Source organism: Sphingosinicella sp. CPCC 101087 (assembly GCF_004151485.1).
GTDB lineage: Bacteria > Pseudomonadota > Alphaproteobacteria > Sphingomonadales > Sphingomonadaceae > Allosphingosinicella.
This window is the reverse complement of the sequence record NZ_SBFF01000011.1, coordinates 142,820-168,522: the sequence shown is the minus strand read 5'-3', so window position 1 is coordinate 168,522 and position 25,703 is coordinate 142,820. Positions and strand designations below refer to the sequence as shown.

Annotated in this window: 19 protein-coding genes; 11 read left to right on the top strand and 8 right to left on the bottom strand. The window is 67.2% G+C overall.

Annotated elements, in window-relative coordinates:
- Positions 1-49: 49 nt before the first annotated feature.
- Positions 50-2,521 carry an NAD-dependent epimerase/dehydratase family protein gene (locus EKM57_RS17620; protein ID WP_206185486.1) on the top strand — a complete coding sequence of 824 codons (2,472 nt, stop codon included), beginning with the start codon at positions 50-52 and terminating at the stop codon, positions 2,519-2,521.
- A 10-nt stretch (positions 2,522-2,531) separates the two neighbouring features.
- Here the strand turns inward: EKM57_RS17620 and pobA are convergent, their stop codons facing one another.
- The 5 genes from pobA to EKM57_RS17595 all read right to left on the bottom strand — a co-directional run bounded on the left by pobA (position 2,532) and on the right by EKM57_RS17595 (position 8,905).
- Positions 2,532-3,710 carry a 4-hydroxybenzoate 3-monooxygenase gene (pobA, locus tag EKM57_RS17615; protein WP_129793829.1) on the bottom strand — a complete coding sequence of 393 codons (1,179 nt, stop codon included), beginning with the start codon at positions 3,708-3,710 and terminating at the stop codon, positions 2,532-2,534.
- A gap of 72 nt (positions 3,711-3,782) precedes the next feature.
- Positions 3,783-4,952 carry a Bcr/CflA family efflux MFS transporter gene (locus EKM57_RS17610; protein ID WP_129793828.1) on the bottom strand — a complete coding sequence of 390 codons (1,170 nt, stop codon included), beginning with the start codon at positions 4,950-4,952 and terminating at the stop codon, positions 3,783-3,785.
- A gap of 79 nt (positions 4,953-5,031) precedes the next feature.
- A complete protein-coding gene (locus EKM57_RS17605) occupies positions 5,032-6,531 on the bottom strand; it encodes an AMP-binding protein (RefSeq protein WP_129793827.1) in 1,500 nt (499 codons plus the stop codon).
- A gap of 42 nt (positions 6,532-6,573) precedes the next feature.
- Positions 6,574-7,419: a p-hydroxycinnamoyl CoA hydratase/lyase gene (locus EKM57_RS17600; protein ID WP_129793826.1), complete on the bottom strand. Its 846-nt coding sequence runs from the start codon at positions 7,417-7,419 to the stop codon at positions 6,574-6,576.
- A 13-nt stretch (positions 7,420-7,432) separates the two neighbouring features.
- Positions 7,433-8,905, bottom strand: coding sequence for an aldehyde dehydrogenase (locus tag EKM57_RS17595; protein ID WP_129793825.1), 1,473 nt, complete (start codon positions 8,903-8,905; stop codon positions 7,433-7,435).
- Positions 8,906-8,936: 31 nt separating this feature from the next.
- On the opposite strand from EKM57_RS17595, the gene EKM57_RS17590 reads away from it, so the two are divergent.
- Complete coding sequence (locus EKM57_RS17590) at positions 8,937-9,425, top strand: MarR family winged helix-turn-helix transcriptional regulator (RefSeq protein WP_165357530.1); 489 nt, start codon at positions 8,937-8,939, stop codon at positions 9,423-9,425.
- A gap of 12 nt (positions 9,426-9,437) precedes the next feature.
- On the opposite strand, the gene EKM57_RS17585 is transcribed toward EKM57_RS17590, so the two are convergent.
- Positions 9,438-10,421 (bottom strand): hypothetical protein, encoded by a 984-nt coding sequence (locus EKM57_RS17585; protein ID WP_243451120.1) that lies wholly within the window; start codon positions 10,419-10,421, stop codon positions 9,438-9,440.
- Positions 10,422-10,500: 79 nt separating this feature from the next.
- Between EKM57_RS17585 and EKM57_RS17580 the strand changes: the two genes are divergently transcribed.
- A complete protein-coding gene (locus EKM57_RS17580; protein ID WP_165357529.1) occupies positions 10,501-11,190 on the top strand; it encodes a GntR family transcriptional regulator in 690 nt (229 codons plus the stop codon).
- 44 nt (positions 11,191-11,234) lie between these two features.
- On the opposite strand, the gene EKM57_RS17575 is transcribed toward EKM57_RS17580, so the two are convergent.
- Both EKM57_RS17575 and EKM57_RS17570 read right to left on the bottom strand, forming a co-directional pair.
- Entirely contained in the window at positions 11,235-13,973 is a 2,739-nt protein-coding gene (locus EKM57_RS17575; RefSeq protein ID WP_165357528.1) for a TonB-dependent siderophore receptor, read from the bottom strand.
- Positions 13,974-14,032: 59 nt separating this feature from the next.
- Positions 14,033-15,835, bottom strand: a complete 1,803-nt coding sequence (locus tag EKM57_RS17570; protein ID WP_129793821.1) for a CocE/NonD family hydrolase — start codon at positions 15,833-15,835, stop codon at positions 14,033-14,035.
- A 236-nt stretch (positions 15,836-16,071) separates the two neighbouring features.
- Here EKM57_RS17570 and EKM57_RS17565 point away from each other — a divergent pair, with 236 nt between their 5' ends.
- Genes EKM57_RS17565 through EKM57_RS17535 form a run of 8 tightly spaced genes read left to right on the top strand, consistent with a single transcriptional unit; the run spans position 16,072 to position 25,687 of the window.
- Complete coding sequence (locus tag EKM57_RS17565) at positions 16,072-17,205, top strand: CapA family protein (protein WP_129793820.1); 1,134 nt, start codon at positions 16,072-16,074, stop codon at positions 17,203-17,205.
- The gene (locus EKM57_RS17560) at positions 17,202-17,672 is read left to right on the top strand and encodes a TRAP transporter small permease (RefSeq protein ID WP_129793819.1); all 471 of its coding nucleotides are present in this window, start codon (positions 17,202-17,204) and stop codon (positions 17,670-17,672) included. Before EKM57_RS17565 ends, EKM57_RS17560 begins: the two co-directional genes overlap by 4 nt.
- Positions 17,669-18,976 carry a TRAP transporter large permease gene (locus EKM57_RS17555; RefSeq protein ID WP_243451119.1) on the top strand — a complete coding sequence of 436 codons (1,308 nt, stop codon included), beginning with the start codon at positions 17,669-17,671 and terminating at the stop codon, positions 18,974-18,976. The genes EKM57_RS17560 and EKM57_RS17555 overlap by 4 nt, the downstream gene beginning before the upstream one ends.
- A complete protein-coding gene (locus EKM57_RS21980) occupies positions 18,973-20,019 on the top strand; it encodes a 2-hydroxyacyl-CoA dehydratase family protein (RefSeq protein ID WP_165357527.1) in 1,047 nt (348 codons plus the stop codon). Before EKM57_RS17555 ends, EKM57_RS21980 begins: the two co-directional genes overlap by 4 nt.
- Positions 20,016-22,145: a CoA transferase gene (locus EKM57_RS17550; protein WP_165357526.1), complete on the top strand. Its 2,130-nt coding sequence runs from the start codon at positions 20,016-20,018 to the stop codon at positions 22,143-22,145. Before EKM57_RS21980 ends, EKM57_RS17550 begins: the two co-directional genes overlap by 4 nt.
- Complete coding sequence (locus tag EKM57_RS17545; RefSeq protein ID WP_129793817.1) at positions 22,142-23,422, top strand: 2-hydroxyacyl-CoA dehydratase subunit D; 1,281 nt, start codon at positions 22,142-22,144, stop codon at positions 23,420-23,422. Before EKM57_RS17550 ends, EKM57_RS17545 begins: the two co-directional genes overlap by 4 nt.
- Positions 23,419-24,465 carry a TRAP transporter substrate-binding protein DctP gene (gene dctP, locus EKM57_RS17540; protein ID WP_165357525.1) on the top strand — a complete coding sequence of 349 codons (1,047 nt, stop codon included), beginning with the start codon at positions 23,419-23,421 and terminating at the stop codon, positions 24,463-24,465. Before EKM57_RS17545 ends, dctP begins: the two co-directional genes overlap by 4 nt.
- Positions 24,449-25,687 (top strand): CaiB/BaiF CoA-transferase family protein, encoded by a 1,239-nt coding sequence (locus tag EKM57_RS17535; protein ID WP_129793816.1) that lies wholly within the window; start codon positions 24,449-24,451, stop codon positions 25,685-25,687. Before dctP ends, EKM57_RS17535 begins: the two co-directional genes overlap by 17 nt.
- The last annotated feature ends 16 nt before the right edge of the window (positions 25,688-25,703 follow it).

The window sequence follows — 25,703 nt, the reverse complement described above, 5'->3', positions numbered from 1 at the left end:
CCAGGCTCGTCAACGAAGGCAAGCTCGGCATCGCGGGCGCGCGGGCATCGTGGTAAGCGGCGGAAAACCGCTCGTCCTCATCACGGGGGCGGCCGGGAATCTCGGCCGCTCCATCGCCGGCGTGCTCGCCGACAGCTATGAGATTGTCGGGCTCGACATCAAGGGCGAGACGGATTTTCCCCTGTACGAGGTGGACCTCACCTCCGGGGACTCGATCCGCGAAGCTCTGGCGAAGATAAGCGAGCGGTTCGGATGGCGGATCGCCAGCGTCATTCACCTCGCCGCCTATTTCGACTTCACCGGCGAAGATCACCCCCTCTACCGCAAGCTCAATGTGGAGGGGACACGCCAGCTGATCCAGGCGCTGCGGGACTTTGAGGTGGAGCAGTTCGTCCATGCCAGCACGATGCTCGTCCACGCCCCAGGCCGACCGGGCGAGCGGATCGACGAGGACTGGCCGATCGATCCGCGCTGGGCCTATCCCAGGTCCAAAGCGGAAGCCGAAGGCGCGATCCGCGAAGAAGCCGCCGGCATCCCTTACGTCATCCTGCGTCTCGCCGGCGTCTATGACGAAGCCGGCGCGGTGCCCACGCTGAGCCAGCAGATCGCCCGCATCTACGAGCGCGATTTCGAGAGCTATTTCTATTCCGGCTCGACCGACGTCGGCCAGTCCATGCTGCACCGCGAGGACATGCTCGACGCCTTTCGCCGCACGGTCGACCGCCGCGCCGAGCTTCCCGCCCGCACCGACCTTCTGATCGGCGAGCCGGAGGCGGTCGGCTATGATGCCCTTCAGGACGAGATCGGCGCCCTGATCCATGGCCGCGAGGACTGGCCCACCATCCGCCTGCCCAAGTCAATCGCCGCGGCGGGGGCCTGGGCGCAGGAGAAGCTGGAGCCGGTCGTTCCCGACGCTATCGACAAGGGCGAGCCGCCCTTCGTCAAGCCGTTCATGGTGCGCATGGCGGACGATCATTATGCGCTCGACGTCTCGAGGGCTCGCCAACTGCTCGATTGGGTGCCGGGCCATCGGCTCGAGACCAGCCTGCCGGGCTTGGTCGAGAGCTTGAAGCGCGATCCGGTCGGCTGGTACAAGCGCAATGGAGTCACGCCTCCCGAATGGCTGGAGGAGGCGGCCGAGCTTGGCTTTCACCCGGGAGAATTGAGGGAGCGGCACGAGCGGCGGCAGCGCGCCGAGCATCGGGACTGGCGCTGGGCGCATTTCCTCAACATCGCCTTCGGCACCTGGCTGCTCACCCAGCCGCCCCTCGTCGGTATCGAGAATGCGTGGCTCGCGCGTACCGAGGTGCTGCTTGGTGCGGCGCTGATGGTCTTCGCGGGCCTGTCGCTGTCGTGGCGCTTGCTCTGGGCGCGCTGGATCTGCGCCGGCATCGGAATCCTGGTCATGGGGCTGCCATTCGTCTTCTGGAGCGAAAGCGCCGCCGACTATCTCTCTTCCACCCTCGTCGGCATGCTCGTTTTCGCCTTCGCCTTTGCCGGCAAGCCGGATCCCGGTGTGTCACCGATCGCCGCATTATCGGGACCGGAGCGTCCGCCGGGCTGGAGCTATAATCCTTCGAGCTGGTCGCAGCGCCTGCCGATCATCGCGCTGGCCCTCGTTGGCCTTTATGTCTCCCGCTACCTCGCCGCCTATCAGCTGGACTATGTCGGCGGCGTTTGGGACCCGGCGTTCGCCGGCGACCCGGTCGATCCCCAGAATGGCACCGAGGAGATCATCACCTCGCATGTCTCCGAGGCCTTTCCGGTTTCCGACGCCGCGCTTGGCGGCTATGTCTACGCGCTCGAGATCGTCACCGGCGCGATCGGATCCACCCGACGCTGGCGGACCATGCCCTGGCTGGTGATCCTGTTCGGTATCCTCATCGCGCCTCTCGGCATCGTCTCAATCCTGTTCATTATCATCCAGCCGATCGTGATCGGCACCTGGAGCCTGATTGCGCTGATCGGGGCGGCGGCGATCCTCATCCAGATACCCTATTCGCTCGACGAGCTGCTCGCCTCCCTCCAGTTCATCCGCCGAAGGGTGCAGGCGGGGCAGAACGGGCTGCGCGTCCTGTTCACCGGCGATACCGACCGGCGCAGCGCCGGCGACGAAGATGGCGCCGACGAATTCGACGCGCCGGCCCGAGACGTGTTGCGCGAGATGGTTGCGGGCGGGGTCAACCTGCCGTGGAACCTGGGCCTGGGCGTGCTGGTCGGCCTGTGGCTGCTCTTCACCCGAGTGACGCTCGGTGCCGACGGCGCGATGGCCAATGCCGACCATCTGATCGGCTCCCTGGTCCTTACCGTCATTTCGGTTGCGGCCGCCGAGGTGGCGCGGCCGGTGCGGTTCCTGCTGATCCCCCTCGGGCTCGTCCTGTTGGCGACTCCGTTCATCTACGATACCGGTCAGTCCGCAATGCTGGCGAGCCTTGCCTGCGGGGCGTTGCTGATCGTGCTCGCTTTCCGGCGCGGCACAGTTCGTGGCCGCTATGGCCGGTGGGACAGGTTGATCGTGTGATCCGGAGTTCTTACAGGCTCAGGCCGACATAATTCTCCGCAATCGCGGTCTTCATCGCGGTCGACCCGGCGATATAGTCCAGCTCCGCCACCTGCATCCGCCGCGCGAAGGCGTCGGTGTCGGGGAAACGGTGCATGAGGTTGGTGAGATACCAGCTGAACCTCTCGGCCTTCCAGACCCTCGCGAGCGCCTTGGCCGAATAGGCTTCGAGGCCCGCGCCGTCGGCGCGCTTGAACCAGGCGATCAGCGCGTCGGACAGATAGGCCACGTCCGAGGCCGCGAGGTTGAGGCCCTTCGCGCCGGTCGGCGGCACGATGTGAGCGGCGTCGCCGGCTAGGAACAGACGGCCGTGCCGCATCGGTTCGAACACGAAGGAGCGCAACGGCGCGATCGATTTCTCGATCGACGGGCCGCGGACGAGGCTGGCGGCCGCCTCCGGACCGAGGCGGATTGCGAGCTCGTCCCAGAGGCGATCGTCCGGCCAGTCTTCCAATCGCTCGTCGAGCGGGACCTGGATATAATAGCGGCTTCGGGTCGGCGAGCGCATCGAAGCCAGAGCGAAGCCGCGCTCGTGATTGGCGTAGATCAGCTCTTCCGAGCACGGCGGGACTTCCGCGAGGATCCCGAGCCATCCGAACGGATAGACCCGCTCGAAGCCGCGGCCGATGCCGGAAGGGATCGCCTGCCGGGACGGTCCGTGAGAGCCGTCGCAGCCGGCGATGAACTCGGCTTCGATCCGATGCTCCGCCCCATCCTTGCGGTAGGTGAGGGAAGGGGTGTCTGCGTTCACGTCGTGGAGGGTTACGTCGATCGCTTCATGGACGATCTCGAGGTCACGCTCGGGCGCCGCATCCATGAGGTCGCGGGTGAGCTCGGTCTGGCCATATACCGTCACGCGCTTGCCGGTGAGCTCCGCCATGTCGATGCGGATGAGCCGCTCGCCATCGGCGAGATTGAAACCATCGTGCGGCAGGCCTTCGGCCTTCAGGCGCGACGCGAGCCCGAGCCGCTCCATGAGGTCCGTCGTGATGGTTTCCAGCACGCCAGCGCGGATCCGCGACAGCACATAGTCGGCGGACCGCCGCTCGACGACGACGACCTCGATCCCCTCGGTTCGCAGCAGGTGGCCGAGCAGCAGCCCGGCAGGCCCGGCGCCGACGATGGCGACTTGTGTACGCTGGATGGCCATAAGCGGATTCCTCGATTCCGGGCTCTGCCGTTTCAGCGACCCTAGTCGCGCGCTGGCCGAGCGACAAGATTGCTATTTCTCATAACAATCATTCGGACGGCTGCCGACGAACGTGGCCGCGAGCAGCAGGATCCCGGCGAGCACGACCGGGATTGCGGCGGCGAGGACGTTCGGGTGGGAGAGCGCGGCTATAAGTGCCGTCGTCGCCGCGCCGGCCGTCATCTGCAGGGCGCCGATCAGGCTGGAGGCGGTGCCGCGGTGGAGAGGGTCGGCGCTCAGTGCCCCGGCCATTGCCGCCGGCATGATCAGGCCGGTGCCGGAGCCGACCAGGAGCATCGGGCCGATCAAGGCTGCCGGGTGGTCGGCGATCAGGGCCGCCGCCAGCAGGATGAGCCCGCCGCAGAGATGGAGCATCGTGCCAAAGACGAGCGCCCGCCCGGGCATCGCGGCTTCGACCCGGCCGCTTGCCAGGGTTCCGGCCATCGCGCTGGCGGCAACGAGCAGAAAGGCGGCGCCGGTTCCCGCCGCGTCCATCCCGTAGCGCTCGACGAGGAGGAAGGAAGACACGGAAAGGAAGCCGAATAGTCCGACGGTCGTCGCAGCGGTCGCGAGGGCGAAGCGGATGAAGCGCCAACGGGTGACCAGCAGCAACAGGCCGGCGCGCGAGTCCCGCACCGGGCGATCGGCTTTCGCGAACGTCTCCTCCAGCCACAACGCCGCGGCGGCCAGCGCGACGATGCCTATCGCGGCCAGGATGACGAAGACGAGGCGCCAACCGCCCACCGAGACGATGAATCCGCCAAGCAAGGGCGCGAGGCCCGGGGAGATCAGAACGATCAATGCGAGCTTGGCGAACAGCTTTACCGTCTCGTCCCCGCTCGTGCTGTCGGCGACCACCGCACGCGAGACGACGAGCGAGCAGGCGCCCCCGATGCCCTGCACGGTGCGGCCGGCGAGGAAAGCGAGAATGTCGGGTGCGGCGGCGCAGGCGATCGAGCCCGCCACGAACAGCGCGCTGCCGATCAGGAGGACCGGTCTTCGTCCGACATGATCCGAAATCCAGCCGCCGCCGAGCTGCCCGAGCGCGAGGCCGACCAGGTAGAGCGTGATTCCGAGCTGGACCAAGCCCGGCGCGGCCGAAAGGTCGCGACCAATGTCGGGCAGGGCCGGCAGGAACGCATGGATTCCGAGCGAACCGAGCGCGGACAGCGCCGCGAGCAGCAGCATGACCGAGCGGGTCATTCGCCGCCGCGCCGCTTCCGCGTGATCCGGCCGCGGAGAAGACCCGGAGCCGGCCGGATGCAGCCGGCCGGGCGGACTTTCACCGACGGTCCTGCAGCTGCCGGCGAAGCTCGGCCTTCACCACCTTGCCGGAGCCGGTGCGAGGCAGCGCATCAAGGAATCGGATCGCCTTGGGCAGCTTGTAGCGGGCGAGACGACCATCGCAGTAGGACAGCAGGGCGGTCTCGTCGGGCGAGGCGCCGGCGCGGAGCACGATCGCGGCATGGCCGACCTCGCCCCATTTCGGGTCCGGCATGCCCACCACCGCCACCTCCTCGACGTCGGGATGAGCGATCAGTACCGCTTCGATCTCGGCCGGATAGACATTCTCTCCGCCGGAGATGAACATGTCCTTCCGCCGATCGACGATGAAATGAAATCCGTCGGCGTCGCGCCGGGCGAGATCGCCGGTTCGGAAGAATCCGTCCTCCGTAAAGGCTTGCGCCGTCTCCTCCGGGCGGCGCCAATAGCCGGGGAAGACGTTCGCGCCGCGCAGCAGCAGCTCGCCCACGCCGTCCGGAAGGTCGCGACCGTCCTCGCCGACGATCCGCGCTTCCATCGTGGGCGGCAGCAGCCCGGCCGATCCCGCCTTGGCGTCGATCACCTCCACATCCACCGGCATTCCAAGCACGGTCCCGCATTCGGTCATGCCATAGCCGTCGACGACGGCGATCCCGTCACTTAGCCATTCGCGGATCCGCGCGGCGGGGTGGGGCGCCCCGCCGGTGAACAAGGCGGTGAGGCCACGCAGCGACTCCGGGTCGAAGCCGGGGCAGGCGCGAAGCATCTCCGCCATTTGCGGCACGCAGAAATAGTGGCTCACTCGGAGTGACGGGTCGGCCATGCGGCCGAGCGTCGTCGCAGGATCGAAGCCGGGGGAGAGGATCGAAGTCGCGCCCATCATGAAGGTGGGGCGGAAGCAGGTCACCATGCCGATGACGTGGAACAAGGGCGAATCGACCAGGAATACGCTTGCGGGCGTGACCTGGCCGAGGACGGTGAAGTTTACCGCGGTCGCGAGCAGGTTGGCCTCGGTGAGCAGCACGCCCTTGGCACGGCCGGAAGTTCCGGACGTGTAGAGCATCAGCGAGGGCGCATCGGGATCGATCGCCCCGGGCGGGGCGGGTATGGCGCGATCGATGCCGGCGCTGAGCGCATCCAGGACGAGGCGGGGCAGGTCGGTCTCCACGCCGTCGAGCAGCGAGTCGCCGACGAGCAGACGTGGTGCGCAATCCTCGAGCAGCACCGCGAGTTCGACGGCACTCAGCCGCCAGTTCAACGGCACGAAGATCGCGCCGCTGCGGGCGCAGGCGAGTTGGAGGACGACGAGGTCGACATGGTTGCGGGCGAGGGCGGCGATCCGGTCGCCCCGCTCCATCTGGAATTCGCCGCACAGCAGGCCGACGGCCTGGTCCACCCGGCGGTCGAGTTCGCGATAGGAGATCGCCCGCCGGCCGTTTGCCTCGACGAGGGCGGGATGTTCCGGGCGGCCGCGGGCGTGCAGCCGCACGAAGTCCGTCGCCGGCGCCAGTCCGGACATCAGGCCTGGGCGGTCGCGCGATCGTCCATGGCGGGCGCCGCGTCAGTCATGGCCCGGAGCGCTCGCCGCCCGCGACAGGTCGTAGCTGGCGAGGCCCGGCTTGTAGCTCTTCTCGTCGATGAACTGGCGGATCCCTTCCTTGCGGCCGTCCGTCTTGTCGTGGAAGTTTGCGGCTTCCTGCGCCCGGACCAGATAATCCTCCGCATTGTCGTAGGTCATTTCCTTGACCCGGCGCACGGCGTCCTTTGCGGCCTTGATCGCCACCGGATTCTTCCCGAGCAGGACGTTCGCGAGCTCGGTCACCCGTTCCTCGAGGCGTGCGCGGGGAACGCTCTCATTGACCAGCTTCCAGGCCGCGGCGGTCTTGCCGTCGATGCGCTCGCCGGTGAGGGCGTGGTACATGGCATCGCGCATGCTCAGCAGGTCGACGACCACCTTGGTGGCGCCGCCGCCGGGCAGGATGCCCCAGTTGATCTCGGACAGGCCGAACTCGGCCTCGTCGGCCGCGATGGCGAGGTCGCAGGCGAAGAGCGGGCCGTACCCGCCGCCGAAGCACCAACCGTTGACCATCGCGATCGTCGGCTTCTGGTACCAGCGCAGGCGCCGCCACCAGCCATAGGCTTCGCGCTGCGACTGGCGAACGGCGCCAAGGCCCTTCGCCTCCGTCTCGCGGAAATATTCCTTGAGATCCATGCCCGCCGACCAGGCCGAGCCTTCGCCGGTGAGGACGAGGACACCGACATCGTCGCTATACTCGAGCGCGTCGAGCACCTCCATCATCCGGCGATTGAGCGTCGGGCTCATGCAGTTGCGCTTTTCCGGGCGATTGAAGCTCACCCAGGCGATTCGATTCTCGACGCGGTAGCTGACGACGTCCTGCTCGCTCACATTCTTGTCCTTTTCAGATGGGGTAGTGGCCGGGCTCAGTGGCGATGGTCACCCACCTGAGCTCGGTGAACGCGTCTATCCCGGCCTTCCCGCCGAACCGACCATATCCGGAGGCGCCGACGCCGCCGAACGGCATTTGCGGCTCGTCCGCCACGGTCGGCCCGTTGACGTGGCAGATTCCCGAACGGATCTGCCGCGCGACCTTGAGGCCGCGCGCCGCATCGCGGGTGAATACCGCCGCAGACAGGCCATATTCGCTGTCATTGGCAAGCCGGATCGCATCCGCTTCGTCCCTTGCGCGGATCACCGCCGTGATCGGCCCGAAGCTTTCGTCGCGATAGAGGTTCATGTCCGACGTGACCTGGTCGATGACGGTGGCGCACATCAGCACGCCTTCGCTCCGACCGCCGGCCAAAGCGACGGCGCCCTTCGACAGGGAATCGTCGATCAGCGCGTTGACGTGGTGGACCGTGCGCTCGTCGACGACGGCTCCGAGCGGAGCCTTTCCTTCACGCGGATCGCCGCAGGGCATGGATGCGGCCTTGGCGGCGAACTTTTCGGCGAACGCCTCGGCGACGGCGTCCACCACGATGATCCGCTCGGTGGACATGCAGATCTGACCCTGGTTCATGAAGGCGCCGAACGCCGCCGCCTTCACCGCCTCGTCCAGGTCGGCATCCTCGAGCACGACGAAGGGCGCCTTGCCGCCCAACTCAAGCAGCACTGGTTTCAGATGCTCGGCCGCACGCCTGGCGATGATCTTGCCGACCGCCGTCGATCCGGTGAAGTTGATCCGCTTGACCGCGGGATGGTCGATCAGCGCGCCGACGATTTCGCCAGCATCTTCGGGCGCGTTGGTGACGAAGTTGACCACGCCTTCGGGGAAACCCGCTTCGGCGAAGGATTCGATGATCAGGCCGTGGGTGCGCGGGCACATCTCCGAACCCTTGAGGATGACCGGGTTGCCGCAGGCGAGGGGGACGGCGATCGCGCGCACGCCAAGGATGATCGGCGCGTTCCAGGGAGCGATTCCGAGAATCGGCCCGACCGGCTCGCGCAACGCCATGGCAAGTTTGCCGGGATGGTCGGACGGGATCACCTCGCCGCCGATCTGCGTGGTGATCGAAGCCGCTTCCCGGATCATCCCGGCGGCCAGCATCAGATTGAATCGGGCCCAACCTTCCGTCGAGCCCGTCTCGGTCATCATCGCGGCGACGAAATCATTGGCTCGTGCTTCGAGCGCCGCTGCCGCCTTGTTCAGCAAGGCGCGGCGTGCGTTGGGGCCGGTCGCCGCCCAGCCCGGCGCCGCGGCGCCGGCCGCGTCGGCAGCCGCCTTCGCATCCTCGATGCCTGCAGCTGCCGCGATCGTCGCGGGTTCTCCGGTCATCGGGTTGTTGCGGGTGAAGGTTCGACCGCCCGCGGCCTGCTTTTCGCGCCCGCCGATCGAAAGTAGGATGTTGACGCCCTCGGCCACTCGTCTCTCCATTGTCCAGTTCCCAGACAGGGATCATAATGCTATGAAACATAACAATCAAGCGGGGGAGATGGCACGCGTGAACGGTTCGGACGAGATAGCGAGCGAGGCGGGCAGCGCGCTGCTGGAGAGCCTCGTCGGCTATGCGATGCGCCGGACGACCGCCGTCTTCATGGCCGATTTCATGGCGGAGATGGAGGATCTGGGCATGCGTCCCGCCTTGTTCGCCATGCTTGCCATGACCGGCGAGAATCCCGGCATCAATCAGACGGCGCTGGGCCGCTCGCTCGGGATCCAGCGGGCGAACCTCGTTCCGCTGATCGGCGAGCTGTTGGCGCGTGGGCTGGTCGATCGGCGGCCGGCGCCGCACGATCGGCGTGCTTTCGCCCTCCACCTCACAGACGAGGGGCAGGCGATGCTCCGCGAGGTCGTGCGCCGTGTGCGCCCGCATGAAGAGAGGATGCTTTCGCCGTTGAGCGAGAACGAGCGTCGCACCCTGCTCGACCTGCTGGGCAGGATAAGGGCTCGCTAGGCCCCGCCGTCATCATCCGCCTGCGCCGGCGATGTTGCGGCGATCATAGTTCCAGAAGCTGTCGGCGCAGAGCCGGCAGTCGGAACCTTCGAACCAGCGGGCGGCGGCGGCGTCGCCTCGCAGCTGCCATTGAAGCCATGCCACGACGAGTTGCGCCGCCTTGCCGCCGTTCGGCTCCCAGAAGGTCCCGCCATGTTCGACGTCGGCATTGGCGACGGCGACGGGGACGTGCCGGATACGGGCGAAGTCGTCCATTCCGTTGGGAAAGGCGATGTCGCCGGGGCCGCCGAGCACATAGAGGATCGGAACGCGCAGCCGTTCGAGCTGGCTCTTGTCGAGCCGGATGTTGCTGCGACCGGGACCGCCGTCATTGTAGATGCCGCTGTTCATGATGACGAAGGTCGAAACCCTCGGATCGCCGGCGAGCTGGAGCGCCTGGAGTCCGCCGCAGCTATGGCCGGACACGGCGATCTTTGACGTGTCGAGGCGTCCGAAATAGGGGCTGCCCGGGCGTGCATTCTCGCGCACCGCCCAGGCGATCGCCTCACCAAGCTGCTCGGCGCTCGTCCGGTTCTGCGTGTCGGAGATGCGGGCAGGGGAGCTAACGCCAGGACCGCTGCGTATCCGTCCCGACGCAATGGCCAGATAGCCGTGGGAGGCGATTTCCAGGAGGTGCAGCCGCGCGCTAGCTCCGTCGTCGGAGCAAGCGCCGTTGCCGAAGATGTAGAGCGGCATTCGTACGGATCCGAGCCGCGCCAAGTCAGCGGGACGATAGACGACATGATTTGCCAGGCCATCTTCCTCCAGCTTGATCGCGTGAAAGGGGCCCGTGCCGGGCGTATCCGGCAGCGCGTGCCGCTGAAGGAGAAGCGGGCGGCGAGCCTCGTCTTCCGATGTCGTCTGGATCGCGGGCTCGCGTCCGGAGGTGGACGGTGCCGCGCAGCCGCCGGCGAGGCTCAGGGCGGCAAGGAAGCTCAGCCACAATATTGGTCGCATCGGTTCGCTCCCACTTGAATTGTCGACAGGATCGTTCACGAAAGATAGTCCGAACGGTATGCGAAACGGAGTATCGGAGGTGGCGATCTCGGTGCCTGCACAGGACAAGGGAGCGGCGGAGCCCGCCGGGGGCACGGTCCAGGTGGTCGTCGACTGGCTGCGGGAACGCATCAAACGGCGGGTTTTCGTGCCGGGTCAGAGGCTGATCGAAGCCGAGATAATCAAGCAGACCGGCGCGAGCCGCAGCCGCGTGCGCGAGGCGCTGCGCCGGCTCGAAGCCGATGGGCTGATCGAGATCGAGGAATTCCGCGGCGCGTCGGTGCGGCGCTTCAGCCTCGACGAGCTGCGTCAGATCTATCGCACCCGCATGGCGCTGGAGGGGCTCGCGGCCGCCGAGTTCGCCGCATCGGAGGACATGGAGTCGAAGCAGCGGCTGAAGGCACTTCAAGATCAGCTCGATGCGCTCGAATCCACGGGCAATCATGAGCTGTTCGCGCGGCTCAACGATGAGTGGCACACGTTGATCATCCGTGGCGCCAACAACCTCTATGTGGAGGCCTTCCTCGCGCGACTGCGGGTCCCGATCTATCGATTGCTCTTCTCGACCTTCTACAGCGCTGCCCGCATCGACGCGGCGAATGCCGACCATAAGAAGATCACGGCGGCGATCGTGGAAGGGCGTGTCGAGGATGCGGAACGGTGCATGCGCGAGCATGTGGCGGGCGGCCTTTCGGCCCTGGCGGACATCGACCCGGATTATTACGCCTGACCGGCTCTCCGGACGGCCGCCCCGGCCGTCCGGATGCGCGGCGCCTACCACCTCTTGCGCACGTAGAAGGAGAAGAGCCGGCCTATCGGATTGGCGACCGTGGCGTCATAGCCGCCGCTCCCGTTCCCGGAAGGCGCCAGGTTCACGTAAGGCGGATTGGTGTCGAAGACGTTCCTCACGTCGATTCCGAACGTCATTCCGCTGTCGAAGAAGTCGCGGCTGTCGGGATCGCCCACGTTGAAGGCGACGCCGATATCGAGCGTCGTATAGCCTTCCACCTTCTCGGAAGGCGTGATGATGTCGTTGGTGTAGCCGCCGACATGATTGACCTGGAGCCGGGTCAACGCGTTGCCATATTCCCACGCCGCAACGGCGCGCGCCTTGAACCGCAGCGGGTTGAAGATGGTGTCGAGCCGGTCCTGTGGCGTGGCAGTCGGCGTCTGCGCCAGCAGATAGTCGGTGAGATAGGTTCCGTTCACGCTCAGGGTCAGCGCGCCGAGCGATCCCGTATCGAAGCGGTACGAGCCTTCGACGTCGATGCCGCGAGTGATGGAGCGGCCGAGGTTGAAGTTGCGGCCGTCGACGAACACGGTCACTGGATTGGGAAGGACTCCGAGCACGCCGATACCGCTCGCGATCAGCTCGGCGACTCGTGCTGCCGCTTCCTCGCCGCGCAGGATGATGCCCGTGCCGGCGAACGTCTCCTCCCGACCGAGAATGCCGAGGTCCGAGAGATAGGTCTCGACTTGGCCCTTATAGTCGACGTCGAAATAAGTGAGGCTGATCCGCGCATTGCGCACCGGCTCGAAGTCGACGCCCGCCGTCCAGGTTTTCGCCTCCTCGGGTCTCAGTTCGGTGTTCGCGCCCGAGAGGGCCACCCCGGTGACCAGCGCACCTCCCTGCGTCGGATCGGTGTATCGCTGGACGAACAGATTGTTCGAATTGCCGTAGATCTGCGAGAAGATCGGCGCCCGAAACGAGGTGCCGTAGCTGCCGCGGAATCTGAGATTGCGCAACGGACCCCAGACGATCCCGATCTTGGGATTGGTTGTCGATCCGACGTCGCTGTAGCGGTCGTGCCGGATGGCGGCGCTCAGCTCGAGGCGCTCGAGGCCCGGCATCGCGTTGCCATCGCCGAAGATGGGCACGAAAAGCTCGGCATAGCCGGAATCGACCGACCGGCCGAAGCTGCGGAAGGTGGTCGGCGTGCCGGGATTGCCGCGCGCAACGCCCAGATCGGTTTCGATCTCCTGGCGCTCGTAGCCGAAGGCGAGCCTGACCTGATTTCCACCGATGCTGAACAGCGGGCCGTCCGCGCTGGCCTGGTAGAGAGTGAGGCGGTTGAGCGTCGGCGCCAGGAAGATCTGGTTGCCGATCAGCGCGAGCACCTCGGGACTGGTCCGGTGCAGGCCGAACGGATCGAAAGCGGTCTGCGGGTCGCTGCTCGCAAGGGCCGCGTTGAGTGCCGGCGTGTTCAGGCCGCCAAAGCTGTTCGAGACGTCGCGGGTGCGGCCGTAGCTGAAGCTGGTTTCGAGCTGCCATTCATGCGGCAGGCTGAAGCGCAGCCCCGCATTGCCCTGCCAAGTACGCGTGAATCCCGTCGACGTGTTGGGCGGGAGATCGCGTGCGAAATTGTACCGGACCGATACGGATGCGGGATCGGTCCCTGGCGGTGCGACGAAGAAGGCATTGGTGCTCGGCACGTTCAGAACCGCCGCGGCGAAGGCCGGATTGCGTTCGAACTCGCGCTTCGAGAAATAGCCGTCGGCGAAGAAGGTCAGCCAGTCCGTTATATCCTGGGTGAAGGTGGCGACGACGCTATTGTAGCTGGTTTCGGGGAACAGGTCCTGGCCGTCATGGCTGTCGCACAGGTTCTGGGTTCCCGGTTGCAGCGCACCGGCGGTCCCTGGGGTCACGCCGCCCGGCGGGATGGCGTAGCTCACGCCGCCGACGACGATGTTCCCGGGGTCGCATTCCGTGATCCGGTAGTCGCGTCCGCCGAACGGCCTCTGATCATTGGTGAAGAAGGCGCGGTCGTCGCCCCTCAAATTGCTTCGATAGGCGTGCTCGAACGCTACCATGACCTGGCCTGTGCTCCAGGTGTGGCCGCCGGCGATCCCGATCAGCCGCTCGTCATAATCATCCGCGACGCCATAGCGCGCTATCGCCTCGATCCCGCTGAGGTTTCGCCGCGGGATCAGGTTCACCACGCCGGCCACGGCGTCGGATCCGTAGATGGCCGAGGCGCCGTCGGCCACGACCTCGACTCGCTGGAGGCCGAGGGTAGGGATGATCGACGGGTCCACGGAACGGCTGTTGCCGACCACGCGGTGACCATCGACCAGGACGAGGGTAGCGAACGGACCGATGCCGCGCAGGTTGACGCTGTTGCCGTAAGTGATGTTGCTGTTGCCGCCGGACTGGCCGCGGGAATTTTCGGAAATGCCGAGGTCGAAGACCTGCGGAAGTTCCCGGATCATGCGGTCGGTGGTGACGGCGGTGGAGGCTTCGATGTCGTCGCGGCCGAGGTCGATGAGCGGCGACCCGACTGGCGCGATACCCCGGATGCGGCTGCCCGTGATGACGATATCCGCCGGGCTCTGGTCCTGGGCGACGTCGTCCGGCTGGGCCGGCGCCAAAGCGGGGGATTCGGTTGTCGCCGGCTCGTCCTGGGCGAGCGCCGGCCCGTGGCCGATCAAGGCGAGCAGCGCCGTGCCGCAGATCCACCGGGCGCGGAGCGAGCCGCGGCTTTCGTGCCGGAAAACGTACCTCGTCGACATCATCCCATCTCCATCATCGAATCCGCAGGGCCGGTCGGGCACCTCGCCCGCCGGTCGATTCCTCATTCGCTTGCGGCGAACACCGGGGCTTCCAGGAACGGAATTTCGACCCGCGAAGCGCCGGCCCCGTGGTGCACGGTGACCGTCTCGGGCGGATCGCGCCGTATCTCGCGAAGGTTGCGCTGGCGCGGATCGGCGCCGCGGACCGAGACCCTGATCCGGCTGCCGGCCCGGAACCGCTTCGAGTTCGGGGTGAGCGCGAACGAAACCGAATAAGCGGTGCCAGGGACGGCAGGCTCGACATCCGCGCTGCGCCCGGAGTGCCAGGGCAGGCCGCGATTGTCGTAGGGCGGCTCGGCCATCGCGCGGTGGGACAGTGCCAGCCGGCCGAACGAGATGTTCTCGGCCCGGCCCTGGCCGTCCACTTCCTCGAGGAAGACGAACAGGTTCGTGTCGTCCTGGTCGGCGGAAACCCGCAGGTGCACGACGGGCGATCCCGTCAGCACGACATCGCGTGCGAGCGGCGGCGACGTGTAGGTCAGGCCCCGCTCGTCGAGCACGGCGGGCCAGAAGGGAAAATAGTCCTGCCCTTCGACGTCATAGTCGACACGATAGCTATCCGCGCCGTCGTCCGGGCGCTGCGCAACGAGCGCGCCGTCGTTCAGCGAGCGCACCGTGCCGCTCGGCCCGTCATCCAGGAAAAGAATGTGCCGATCCACGCCATCGCCGGGCAGGCGGTCGCTTCGGGTCCATTCCTCGCCGGCCGGAGCGTCGAGCGTCCACCACCGGTAGCGGGGCTCCTCGTCGATCCCGTTACGGATTCCCTTGAGATGTCGATCGAAGAAGCGCCGCTGCTCGGCACCGAGATCCACTCCCGGCGGCGCTTCGCAATGACTGCCCGGCCCGATCATCACGCGCGCGGGCAGGTTCGCCGCGGCGGTCAGGATCTGCTCGGCGGGCTCGTCCTTCCAGGTAACCCAAAGATAATATTGTACACCGTTGTTCCGCAGCGTGTCGGCATAGGTATAGGGGCCGACTTCCTCCCAGAAGCGGGTCCCGGTGTGCGGCGAGATGCTGTCGCGATAGGGCATGGAATACCACAGATCGGCCATCGGCGTGTTGCCGGAATGCTGTTCGACGGCCTGGCGAAGCAGCGTGCCGTCGCGATCCGCGTCCACCGGCAGGCTTGCCAGGTCCCAGGACAGCGGTTCGTCCGGGCGGGTATTGAACTGGGCGGTGATCCCCCCGCGACGGACGAAGGTATATTTGTCGAAATCGGTCGCGCCGGTGAAGACCGCGCGCAGGTGAGGCGGTGCCGTGGAGGCGGTCTGGATGGTCGTGCCGCCGAGATAGGAGCAGCCGACCATCCCGACATTGCCGTCCGACCAGGGCTGGGCTGCGAGCCATTCGACCAGATCGTGGCCATCCTGGGCTTCGGTCCGGTCCTGGAAGCCGCGCCGGGTGCCGAACGAAGCGCCCTTGCCCCTGATGTCGGCGACCGCCACGACATAGCCGTGATCCGTCATGCCCTTGAGCCCGAGGCGTTCGGACAGGCCCGCCTCGACCGTCTCGCCATTCTCTTCGCGGTAGCGTGCCCGGTAAGGCGTGAAAGCGAAGATGACCGGCAGCGGCGTCTCTACCGCGCGGCCCCTCTCCGCCGGGCGGTAGATGTTCATCGCCAAGCGCGTGCCGTCGCGAACCGGAACGTAGAGCGACTGCCGGACGACCTCGTCATAGCGCGGGACGGAGCCTTCGCCGGTCGGCGTGGCGGCGGTCGCGACAGGCGGAGCAGCGGGCAGGCTCGAGCAGGCAGCAAGCGCGGTCGTTGCCAGGATGAGCAAGGTATACGCTGCGGCGTCCTTCAAGTCGTCCTCCCCGATCGGTCGCGGCGGTCCTGTTGAACTCGCCTGCACCTCTCGTGCATCGGCCCAATTGGATTGTCAACAATATCGTTGACCAGATCGCAGACGCTACGTAGGTGAAGGGTCAGGAGAGTGGCAGATAAAGAAATCCAGGTGCCGACATTGTCTTCCCTTCAGCCGAGCGACCGCTTCGGCGCCGCCCGTCGAGCGTGGTCGCCGTGCAGGAAAGGCCGGTGCGCATGATCGGACCGACTGATGGGCACGAATCCGCCCCGAGTCGGATTCTGCTGACCGGCGACCTGGTTCTTGACCTTCCGGATGCCGATCACTGGCTGTCCGGAATAGCGCCGATCATTCGCGCGGCGGATGTCGCCATCGGTCACCTCGAAGTGCCGCATACCCGCTCCGCGGCGGAGCTGGCCGGAGATGTGCCGGCTCCGGGAGCCGATCCTGCGAACTTGGAGGCACTCGCGCGCGCCGGTTTCACGGCCGTCACGCTGGCCGGCAATCATATTGCCGATTGCGGCGCGGAAGGGATTGCCGACACGATTGCGGGCCTCGACCGCCTCGGGATCGCACATGCCGGGGCAGGGGCCGATCTGGCGTCGGCGAGGGCGCCGGCCCTGATCGACGTGGGCGGCCGTACCATCGCCCTGCTCAGCTACAATTGCGTCGGCCCGGAGGCCGCCTGGGCCTCGGAGGATCGTGCGGGCTGCGCCTTCCTTCCGATCGCGACAGCCGACGGGGCTCCGGTGTCGCCCATCGCCGATCTCGTCCGCGCGACTGACGAGGCATTCGCCATCCTCTCGAGCGATATCGCTTCGGTGCGGGATCGCGCGCAGCTCGTCCTAGTCGCGCTGCACAAGGGCATCGTCCACCGGCCCGCCATTCTCGCGGCCTACGAGCGGGCGATCGCCCAGGCAGCGATCGATGCCGGTGCCGACGTCGTCGCGGGCCACCATGCCCACATCCTGCGCGGCATCGAGGTCTATCGAGGACGGCCGATCTATCATGGTCTCGGCAATGGGTGCGTCGTCACCCGGGCGCTCAGCCCGAACCAGGACCATGCGGCGCGGCGCGAATGGGCTGAGCGGCGCAAGCGGCTGTTCGGTTTCGAACCGGATCCGGCTTACGAATATGCGCCCTTTCATCCGGAGGCGGTCAACGCGATGGTCGCCAGCCTGACCTGGCACCGCGACGGGCGGATCGAGGCGGGTGTCATCCCGGTCCATGTCGAACCGCCGGGACGGCCGGTGCCGGCCCAAGGAGAGCGTTCAGGCGCCGTGCTCGATTATGTCGAGGCGATCACGCGCACCGCCGGGTTGCCGCCGTTGCAACTGCGGCGGGAGGGCCGCGTGGGCTTGCTGCCATGAAGCGGGAGACCGGGTCGGGCCGGGCGATGCGTATCTTGGTGGTCGTCGGCGGCGGCGCGCTTCTTCTCGCCATGGCGACGGACGCGATTGCGGTGCTTGGCCGGCACAGCGGCTTTCCCTTGCTCGGTTCGATAGAGATCGTCCAGGCGTCGGTCGTGATCGCCGCGATCGCGGCAATGGTCGTCGCCAGCGTCGCTCGTACCCACGCGACCGTCCATCTCGTCACTGATCGGGCGTCGCCGCGGCTGAGACGCTGGCTGGTCGGAATTGGCCAGGCGCTGGGAGCGCTGCTCTTCGTCGGGCTGCTCATCGGGAGCGGATGGATCGCCGCCGATCTCTGGAACGCGCATGAGGAGAGCGAGGTGATCGGCATTCCCTATCGCCCGCTTCGTCTGCTCGTGCTGTCCGGCTGCGCCGCTCTCGTCGTGATTTTCCTTGTCCAGGCCGTGCGCAGGGAGCGAACATGACGGCAACCCCTGAAACCGGCCTGGTCGGAATCCTCGTCCTGCTCGTCCTGCTTACCCTGGGCACGCCCGTCGGCGTGGCGCTGGGCCTGGTCGGCATAGGTGGACTGACCATCGTGATCGGGCTCGAGCCGGCAATCATCAAGGGCGGCGTCGTCCTGTTCGAGACGATCTCTCGCTACGAACTCGGCACCTTGCCGCTGTTCCTGCTGATGGCTCACCTCTGCTTCTCCGCCAATGCCAGCCGCGACATATTCGACGCCGCAGCGGGGCTTGTGGGCCATCGCCGCGGCGGACTGGCCTTTGCCGGCGTCGGCGGCTGTGCCGCTTTCGGCGCCATAAACGGGTCGAGCCTGGCGACGGCGGCGACGATCGGCATGGTCGCGTTGCCGGAGATGCGGCGGCGCGGATATTCGGACGAGCTCGCCACGGGATCGATCGCCGCCGGCGGGACGCTCGGCCAGATGATCCCGCCTTCGGGCGCCCTGATCGTCTTCGGAATCATCGCCGAACAGTCGATCGGGACGCTGTTCACCGCGGCGATCATCCCGGGCATCACGCAGATGCTCTTCTATTTCGCCGCCATCTGGCTGCTCGTCCGGTTCAGGCCGCAGGTGGCGCCGGCGACGCCCCGTCTGGGCTGGCCGGAGCGTTGGGCAGCGCTCAGGAAGATCGTCGACATCTTCCTGCTCATCCTCCTCGTGATCGGCGGAATCGCTCTGGGCTGGTTCACGCCCACCGAGGCCGCGGCGGTCGGCGCGGTCGGTGCGCTCGCCATTTCGGCGGTCCGGCGCCGCCTGAGCTGGTCGAGCCTCCAGACCGCGCTAGAGGAGACGTTGCGCACCAGCGGCTTGATCTACGTGGTGGTGGTCGGCGCGGTGATATTCTCGGTCTTCGTCGGCGTCACCGGCCTCGCCGACGCGATCGGAGAAGCCATCTCCTCGATCGGTACAGGGCCGATCACGACCGTGCTGCTCATCGCCTTGTTCCTGCTCCTCCTCGGCTCGGTGCTCGACGGCCTGGCGCTGATGCTGCTGACCACGCCGATTCTGCTTCCGATCATCGTGGAACTCGGCCTGTCGCCGATCTGGTTCGGTATCTTCATCGTCCGGGCGATGGAAATCGGCTTCGTCCATCCCCCGATCGGCATGAACCTCTATGTCATTCAGCGGATAGCGGGGGACGTACCGATTTCACGGATCTTCCGCGGTGTGCTGCCCTTCCTCGCCGCCGATTTCCTCCACCTGCTGGCCATCATCCTGTTTCCCGCGATGGTGCTGGCGCTTCCGCTATGGCTGGGACAATGACCGCACTCGCGAAGATCGACTCCATCCTCGCCGATCCGCTCGGCCATGCCAGAGCGGCGCCGGCGGCGATCGGCTACTTCGGCCTCGAACTTCCCGAGGACCTGCTCGCCGCCTTCGGCACGGCGGCGCACCTGCCCTGGGTGCCGGACCGTCCGACGCCGCGCGCCGACGCCTGGCTCGAGCCGAGCTTTCCGGGCAGCGCGCGCTCCGTGCTCGAGGACTGGGCGGACGGCCGCTTCGATTTCCTCGAACGCGTCCTCTTCACTCGCGGCGACGACGTTTCGCAGCGCCTTTATTATTATGTTTGCGAGCTTCAGCGGCGAGGAGAGATTGGCGGACCTACGCCGCTCATCTTCGACCTCGCGAAAATAGGCCGGCCGACCAGCCTCGAGCACAGCGTCGCCGCGACCCGCAGGCTGTGCGACAGCCTGGGCGTGGACGCCGCGCGGCTGGAGCAGGGTATCGAGACGGCCAACCTGCGGCGGCGCGCTCTCGCCAGGCTAGACTCCGACCGTCGCGCCGGCGGCAGCCTTTACGAGCGGATCGGCCGGGCAAGCCTGTTCTCGCCCGAGGTCTTCTCGGTCGTGCCCGACGATCTGCCGGCGCAGACGTTCAGGGGACAAATGCTGCTCGCCGGCTCGGCGCCGCCCGACGACCGGCTGCACGTGGCCGTCGAGCGGCAGGGCTGGACCGTCGCGGCCGAGCTGCACGAGCGCGCGCTCGACCGGTTAGGCCCCGAGCTCGTGGTCGGGGGGGATCCCGTCCTGGCCGTGGCCGGCCGCGCCCATGCCAGCCCGCTCGGCGCGCGGAGCTTCGTCGATCGTGCGCAATGGCTTCTCGACAAGGCGCGACGCTGCCGCGCCGACGCCGTAATTCTTTGGCTCGCGAGCGAGGAGGAGGCGCTCGTCTGGCACGTCCCGCGCCAGCGCCGGCTGCTCGAGGAAGCGGGCATTCCCGTCCTCGTCCTCGCGGATCGCCGCTGGGACGCATCGGACGGCGCCGCCGAAGAGATTGCCGAATTCATCGGGAGAATGGCGCGATGAGTCCACTCGAAGGCAGCCAGGTGGCCGCGTTGGGCGGGATGGAGGAACGTCCGCTCGCTCGCTTCCTCGCCTCACTCGGGGCCGAGGTCCGCTCAGTGTCCCCGGACGCCGTTCCCGAGGCCGATTTCCTGATCGACGATCTCGGTCTCCCGCGCCTGGGGGAGTTGGGTCTCGACCGCGCCCGGATCGAGCGGGAAAGGCCCGAGCTCATCCATGTCTCGGTGACATCGTTCGGAAGCCACGGACCGCGCGCCTCCTGGCGCGGAAGCGAGCTCGTGGCTTCGGCGATGGGCGGAACGTTGCGCCTGACCGGCGATCCCGACCGCGCTCCGGTGAAGGAGGCGCTCGATGCTTGTACCTTCCACGCCGACATGGTCGCCGCCGCCGGCGCCATGGCGGCGCACCTTGCCCGCGCCAGGACCGGTCGCGGACAGCATGTCGACGTGTCCGTCCAGGAAGTGGCGTTCAACCGCAACGTCAGCAGCATCCTCGCCTGGCAGTTCGACCGCCGCAAGCTGCGCCGGATCGGCGGCGCGCTGGGCTACGGCCGGGCTGTGGTGCGTTGCATCTGGCGCCTCGCCGACGGCTGGTGCTTCCACTCGCTGATGACCGGCCGCTTCGGCGCCCCGGCCAATCAGGCCCTGTCGGACTGGATGGACGAGGCCGGCGTCCCAAACCCGCTGCGCGGAGTCGATTGGCTGAGCTACAACCGGTCCACGCTCGATCCGGCGGTTCGCGCCGAGTGGGAAGCCGCGATCGCCGCCTTCTTTGCGACGCGCAGCCGGGCCGAGATGGGCAGGGAAGGGCGCCGACGCGGCATCAATGCGTGCGTGGTCGCGGACCCTGCCGACGTCCTCGCCGACCCCCATCTCGAGGCGCGCGGCTTCTGGCAAGAGGCCGACGGGATTCGCTCGCCGTCCCGCTTCGCTTCATGGCGGCCGGGGCCGGAGACGGCGCCGCCCGTCGACCGAGAGCGTACGCGACCCGGGCCGCTTGGCGGGGTACGGGTGCTCGATTTCTCCTGGGCGCTGGTCGGATCGATCACCACCAAGGCGCTCGGAGACCTCGGCGCGGAGGTGATCAAGGTGGAGAGTCGTACCCGGCCCTGCCTGTCGCGGCTCGACGTCCAGGTGTCCGCCTCGCAAGCCGGAAATTTCGACGACAAGCCCTGGTTCGCCCATCTCAACAGTTCCAAGAAAAGTCTCGCCCTGGACATGAAGAAGCCGGAGGCGTGGGACGTGCTGAAGCCGCTGATCGAATGGGCGGACGTGGTGGTCGAGAATTTCTCCCCGGGCACGATGGCGAAGCTCGGCCTCGACTATGATTCGCTCGCGGCCCGCAATCCGGGCATCGTCATGGTCTCGGGCAGCGTCTTCGGCCAGACCGGGCCGCTCGCGCAGGAATGGGGTGTGGACGGTACCGGCGGCGCGCTTTCGGGCCGTACGTTTCTCACCGGCTGGCCGGACCGCGATCCGGTTATCCCGGGGTCGGTGCCCTATGGGGACGTGATCGTGCCCTTTGCCATGGCGGCCATGGCCGCGGCGGCGCTCGAGCAGCGCCGGCGCACTGGCCGGGGCGCGCATATCGATGCCTCGATGTACGAATTGTGCGTTCAGCAGATGCGGCGGGCGCTGGCCGAGGCCCAGACGGGCCCGGCGCCGCGGCGCGCCGGCAATGCCGATCCCGAAGTCTTCCACCAAGGCGTCTATCCCTGCACCGGCGAGGATCGGTGGGTGGCGATCAGCGCCGCCGACGAGGGTGAGTATGAGCGCCTTCGCGCAATCGTCGGCGGCGACGAAATTGCCGGGTGGACCTCGCGCCGTACCGATCGCGAGGCTGCCGCCATCCTCCAGGAGGCGGGCATCGCCGCCGGCGCCGTACAGGACATCGAGGATCTGATGGAAGGCGACCCCGGGCTGGCCGCGCGCGGCGCACTCGTCGAACTCGACCATCCGCATCTCGGCCGGTTCGGTCACGTCCGCACGCCGATCAGTTTCTCCGCGGAGCGGCCGGCACCTTTCAGGGCGCCCGCGATCGGCGAACATGACGAGGAGGTTGCGACTGCGATTGCCGGCCTGTCGTCCGAGCGTTTCGCGGAGCTCTCCACTTTGGGAGTATTCCGATGAGCGATGCGAGCCGAACCCGCAAGGACCTCGCCTGCACGACCGATGCCACCGCTTTTCAGAAGGCTTTCGGCGCGGAGCTGAAGCGCCGCGTCGTTGACGAAGGCGAGCCGTTCGCGATCGCCCAGGCGGATACGCCGCACGAGATCTTCCACGCGATGGACATCCCGCTGGTGACCAACCAGTGGTGGTCGGCCTACATCTCCGCCAAACAGCTCTCGACCCGCTATTTCGACGCGATGACGGAGCGAGGCTATCCCTCGAACAGCTGCCGCTATTGCTCCCTCGGCCTGGCCTGCACACTTGCCGACGACCCCGCCAGCGCACCTTGGGGCGGGCTTCCTCGTCCGACGGTGCTGGTCGCCCGCCTGACATGCGACTGTATCCAGCACGTCTTCGCGCAATGGGCGGACGCGCTCGGCACCGTCTTCTTCCCGATGGAAGCGCCGGCCTGGACCGACAAGGATCCCGCCTGGTTCGACAAGTCGCGCCAATGCTGGGAGCAGGTCTACCAGCCTGAGCGGATCGATTTGCTGGTCCGGGAGATGCGCGACCTCATCGCCTTGCTCGAGGAGCGGACCGGCCGCCGTTTCGAAGAGGACCGACTCCAGACGCTGATGGAGCGGATCAACGAGCAGGAATCCTATATCGACGAGGCGGCCCGGATGATCGGTGACGCGCGCCCCTGCCCGGTGGCGATCACCGACCAGATGCCGAACACGATGATCCCGCAATGGCATCGGGGTTCCGACTGGGCGGTCGCGCATGCACGCCGCTTCCGTGACGAAGTGGCCGAGCGCGTGGCCGCGGGCCTGGGCGTAGCCGCGAACGAGCGGCTTCGGCTGATGTGGATCGGTGCCGGCCTGTGGCACGATCCCAGCTTCTACCAGGCGCTCGAGGCACGTCTGGGGGCCGTCTTCGTCTGGTCGATGTACATGCCGTTTGCCGGACCTCAATATATTCGCGAGATCAAGGGACGGCCCATGGAGGCGCTGGCGAGCCGGATCTGCTCGATGAACGAGGTCCTGCACCTGCCGCCGTGGATGAACGGCTGGATGGTCAGCGAGGCGGAACGATGCGGGATCGACGCCGCGGTCATGCTGACGCCGCCCAACAACCGCCTTTCGCAGTCGGGGACGAACCTGACCCGGCTCGCCCTGGAGCAGGCGGGCGTGCCGGTACTCTCGCTCGATGCCGACATGGTCAATGCGGCCGACTGGAACCGCGACACAATGGTCGCGACGATGGAGCAGTTCCTGAAGGGTGCTGGACTGGCATGAGGCCGATAGCGCTCCTGTTGCTTCTGTTCTGCGCCGCTTGCGTCCGCCCGATTCCGCCCGGCACCACGCAATTGGTCTATGCGACTCCTTACGGCCCAGGCCATCCGTTCAGTCGCGCCGACCAGGCCTGGATGGATTTCGTCCGCCAGCGCTCGGGCGGTTCGCTCGACGTGCGGCCGGTCTGGTCGGGGGCGTTGCTGTCGGCGGACCAGTCGATGATCGAGCTTCGCCACGGCGTTGCCGACGTCGGGTTGATCACGCCCATCTACGTCCGCGGCGGCGCCCATCTGGTCCGCGTCCAATCCGGCTTCTACAGCGGGGTCGAGGAGATCGAGCATCAGGTGGCGCTCTACCGCTGCCTGGCCGCCGGCAGCCCGCAGATCCGCCAGGAGCTTCATGGCCTGAAGGTGCTCGCGGTGCAGGGCGGCGGCCTGCCGGGAATCATCACTCGCGATCGGCCGGTGAGGCGGCTTGCCGATTTGCGCGGCATGCGGATCCGGGTGCCGACCGAGCTGACGAGCGTGTTCCGCCACCTCGGTGCCGATCCCGTCAACATGCCGATGGGCGAGGTCTACTCGCAGCTCGCCAAGGGCGTCCTCGACGGGGTGGTCGCGCCGCCCGACACGTTCCAGGCGCTGCACTTCGCCGAGGTGGCGAAGCATTTTACGAGCCTGAAGGTCCCGCGCGGCGCCTATCCGGCCCGGGCCATGAGCCTCGAGCGCTGGGACCGGCTCTCGCCCGAGCATCAGCGCGTGCTCGAGGAAGGCATCGCCATATGGGAAGCGGCGCTCGCGCGCGAGATCCGTGCAGCGACCGATCAGGGGCTGGAGGCGGCCGCCGCCGGGGGCGTCGCGACCCACGACCTTCCCCAGACGGAGCAAAGTCGCTTCGACGCCCTCTATCTTCGTGACGCCGCGGCCAATGCGGCGGCGCTAGCCCGCTACGGCATCGATGGCACCGGCGTCTTTCGCGCAGCCCGGGCGAGTGTCGCCGAAGATGGTCAGATCAATTGCAGGAGTGTTCCGAATGCCCCAGCCGCTTGACGGCATCCGCGTTGCCGATTTCAGTCACGTAATGGCGGGGCCTTATGCGTCGCACCTGCTTCGCCTTCTCGGCGCCGAGGTGATCAAGGTCGAGTCACCGGGAGGCGGTGACGCAATGCGCTATTACGGGACAGACCGCCGCTATGACGGGATGGCGCCCGCCTTCATCGCCGTGAATGCGGGCAAGAAGTCGATCGTCCTCGATCTCAAGTCGGCCGAGCAACGGGACGTGGCGCGCCGGATCGTCGAGCGATCCGACGTACTGCTCGAGAACTTTCGTCCAGGAGTCATGGAACGGCTTGGCCTCGGCTATGACGAGGTTCGGCAGATCAATCCCGACATCGTCTATTGCTCGATCTCTGGTTACGGCCAGTCCGGACCGCTGCGCGATTGGCCGGCGATCGACAACATCGTCCAGGCGACCAGCGGCATGATGAGCCTGGGCGGGAATCCCGGCGATCCGCCGATGCGGGTCGGATTTCCGGTCGTCGACACGCTGACCGGCCAGACCGCGGCCTTCGCCATTCTCGCCGCGCTGCTTCGCCGCGAGCGGCAGCGCGGCGGCGAATATATCGACGTGGCGATGCTCGACGCCAGCCTGGCCTTCATGACGTCGGCGATCGTTCCCTATCTCGTCACCGGGACGGCGCCTCAGCGCACCGGCAATGTCGGTTATAGCGGGCAGCCCACGTCGGCGATGTTCGAGGCCGGCGACGGCCGCCTCGTATCGCTTGGCGTGGTGCAGCAGGGGCAGTTCGCGGCGTTGGCCCGAGCCCTCGACCGAGAGGATTGGCTGGCCGATTCCCGCTTTGCCGACCCGGAGGTTCGCCGCGCGAATGCCGAAGCCATGCGGGTCGAACTGTCGCGGGAGCTCAAGCGCAAGAGCGCTGCGGAATGGGAAGCCGAGATGAGCGGGGCGGGGATCCCCTGCGGAATGGTACGCCAGGTCGACGAGGCGGCCGAGCTTGCGCATTTGCGGGACCGCGGCATGAAGCTTCCGATCGAGGTGGCGGGGCTTCCGGACCGAGCATCCTGCGAAATCCTCAACGTCGGCTTCAGCCTGACCGATGCGCAGACCGGCACCTCCGAATCGCCGCCGGGGCTCGCCGAACATAGTGAGGAGATATTGCGCTGGCTCGGCTATGCGGAACCGGAGATCGGGTCGATATTGGCAGGCCGAACGCAGGGCCGGCAGGTGGAGGCATCGACGGGGATCGCCTGACGGTGATCCTCGATGC